Source organism: Vibrio sp. V08_P9A1T1 (genome assembly GCF_963874405.1).
Lineage (GTDB): Bacteria > Pseudomonadota > Gammaproteobacteria > Enterobacterales > Vibrionaceae > Vibrio > Vibrio anguillarum.
Window position 1 is genome coordinate 1 of record NZ_CAWNIB010000235.1, and the last position, 2,188, is coordinate 2,188.

The 2,188-nt window shown below is 42.6% G+C and carries 2 protein-coding genes; one reads left to right on the forward strand and one right to left on the reverse strand.

Annotated features, from left to right (window positions below):
* Nucleotides 1-361: 361 nt before the first annotated feature.
* Nucleotides 362-1,150 carry an AraC family transcriptional regulator gene (locus AACT21_RS09515; RefSeq protein ID WP_026028665.1) on the reverse strand — a complete coding sequence of 263 codons (789 nt, stop codon included), beginning with the start codon at nt 1,148-1,150 and terminating at the stop codon, nt 362-364.
* Between the two features lie 99 nt (nt 1,151-1,249).
* Here AACT21_RS09515 and AACT21_RS09520 point away from each other — a divergent pair, with 99 nt between their 5' ends.
* Nucleotides 1,250-2,149, forward strand: coding sequence for a DMT family transporter (locus AACT21_RS09520; protein ID WP_013868061.1), 900 nt, complete (start codon nt 1,250-1,252; stop codon nt 2,147-2,149).
* The last annotated feature ends 39 nt before the right edge of the window (nt 2,150-2,188 follow it).

The following is a 2,188-nucleotide window of genomic DNA, read 5'->3' on the forward strand; positions in this document are numbered from 1 at the left end:
AATATACATAACATGAGCCTGACTTTATCGACAATCAATCATATTCAACGAACACCTGTATATATTAAAAAATATCAGCTATATGTCATGTGCCACTCAATCTTTCAACAATATTCATAACTTTTCACATCAAATCATGAGTGCTAATTAATCTGCGCATCTAAAGATGTATTAGTACAACCTATCCAATTAAACGCAATACTGCTTTAATAACTTCACCAACTGATAAATTAAGATTGTCTGTAAGAGATCGAACGCACATAATTTTGCCCTTAACGTTGTAAAAAATAACCACATCAAGTCTAAGGTTCTTCTTTATGGTTTGATCAGCGACAAAGTGCTTACATACGCTTAAGCAATATTATAACAAACGATTTTTATACTGTTCCGGCGTTTGGCCGGAGTATTTTTTAAACATAGTAATAAAAGGACTGGCTTGGTTGTAGCCAAGAGTTAATGCTACCTCTTTCACTGAATGCCCTGTGCGCAGTAAATCCATGGAATAGAGATAGCGTACTCTTAATCGCCATTCGGTAAAACTCATCCCTAGTTCCGTTTGGCAATGACGCGCTAATGTTCGCTCTGTGGTATGTACTTTTTCAGCCCACAAAGCCAATGTCGTATCATCGGTCGGGTTTTCTTCTACCGCCGCTAAAATCGGGGCTAAATATTTGTGATTAGTGGAAGGCAAAAAATGATGCTGCGTTTCTTGCGTTGCCAATTGATCGAGCAATACTTGAACTAAACGTTTATCTTGCGCGTTTTGAGCCACACTGATTTCACGCGATCGAAAATCCTCAATGATGGCAGAAACGATGGGCGTCACTTTTATCAAACTGGTGTGCTTGGGAAAACCATGGGTGAGAGCCCGATCAATATTGAGCGAACAATATTCAATTGGCTTACGATTATAGCTGCAGTGTTTCACCCCCGCAGGAACCCAAATCGCTAGATGAGGCGGTGCGAGAAATCGCGTTTCTTGCGCTTCCATTTCCAAAATCCCGCCGGAAATTAGCTGCACTTGTCCCCATGGATGGCTATGAGTTCGCGTTTCTGTGTTTGACAAAAACGCATCGAAATTCATAAAAACATCCGATGGCGCACTGTCAATCGATAGTGAAGGGTGAAGATTTCTGGGCGCTTTTTTCAAACTTGTCTTCCTATCGCTCGCAATGTCGTTTTGGAGATATATATAATTATAGAGACCTGCCACACTATACTTCAAAGCACAATTTGCGACGAGGCTCACATGGTATATCTTCTTCCACTATTCACGGTTCTAATTTGGGGTGGTAACTCTATCATCAACAAGCTCGCCGCAGAAACCATTGAGCCAAGTGCGATGAGTTTTTATCGCTGGTTTGTCGCGATGCTGTTGCTAACCCCCTTTTGCTTACCTACCGTGATCCGCCAATGGGTAATCATCAAACCCCATTTAACTAAACTGGCTTTTTTAGCCATGTTAGGCATGGTACTGAATCAGTCTCTTGGCTATTACGCAGGGCTAACGACTACTGCATCAAATATGTCGTTGATCACTTCGCTGGTACCACTGCTCAGTGTGTTCATCAGCGTTCCTCTGCTCCATAAGCGCATTTCAGCTTTGAGTGTTGTCGGAGGAGTCCTCTCCCTCGCAGGGCTTGCTTTTATGCTAGGTCAAGGCGATATGAGCTTCTTCTTGCATCAAGATATTACACATGGTGATGCATTAATGGTGGTGGCTGCAACCGTTTACGCACTTTATTGTGTGTTACTTAAACGGTGGAAAATGCCGCTAAGCAATTGGACGCTTATTTATATGCAAGGGTTGTTTGCTGTCTTAATGCTGACACCATTATGGTTGACCAGTGAACATCTCCTACCCACGGAAGGCTCGCTGCCCCTAATCGCTTACGCTTCTGTCGCTGCATCCTTATTGGCTCCATGGATGTGGGTAAAAGCGATCGATTTAATTGGTGCAGACTCTAGTGCGATGTTTATGAATTTGTTACCTGTGGTGGCGGTTTCGCTTGCCACAACCCTGTTAGGTGAAACAGTGCAAAACTACCATCTTTTAGGTGGAACGATGGTAATTTCCGGGGTTATTTTATCCCAAATAAAACTGACAAAAAGCCGTACAACAGCTATCGAGGGCGCAATACAACCATAAAATTGAGCATCTAGCATCGATTCGAGCTATGTTTATGGA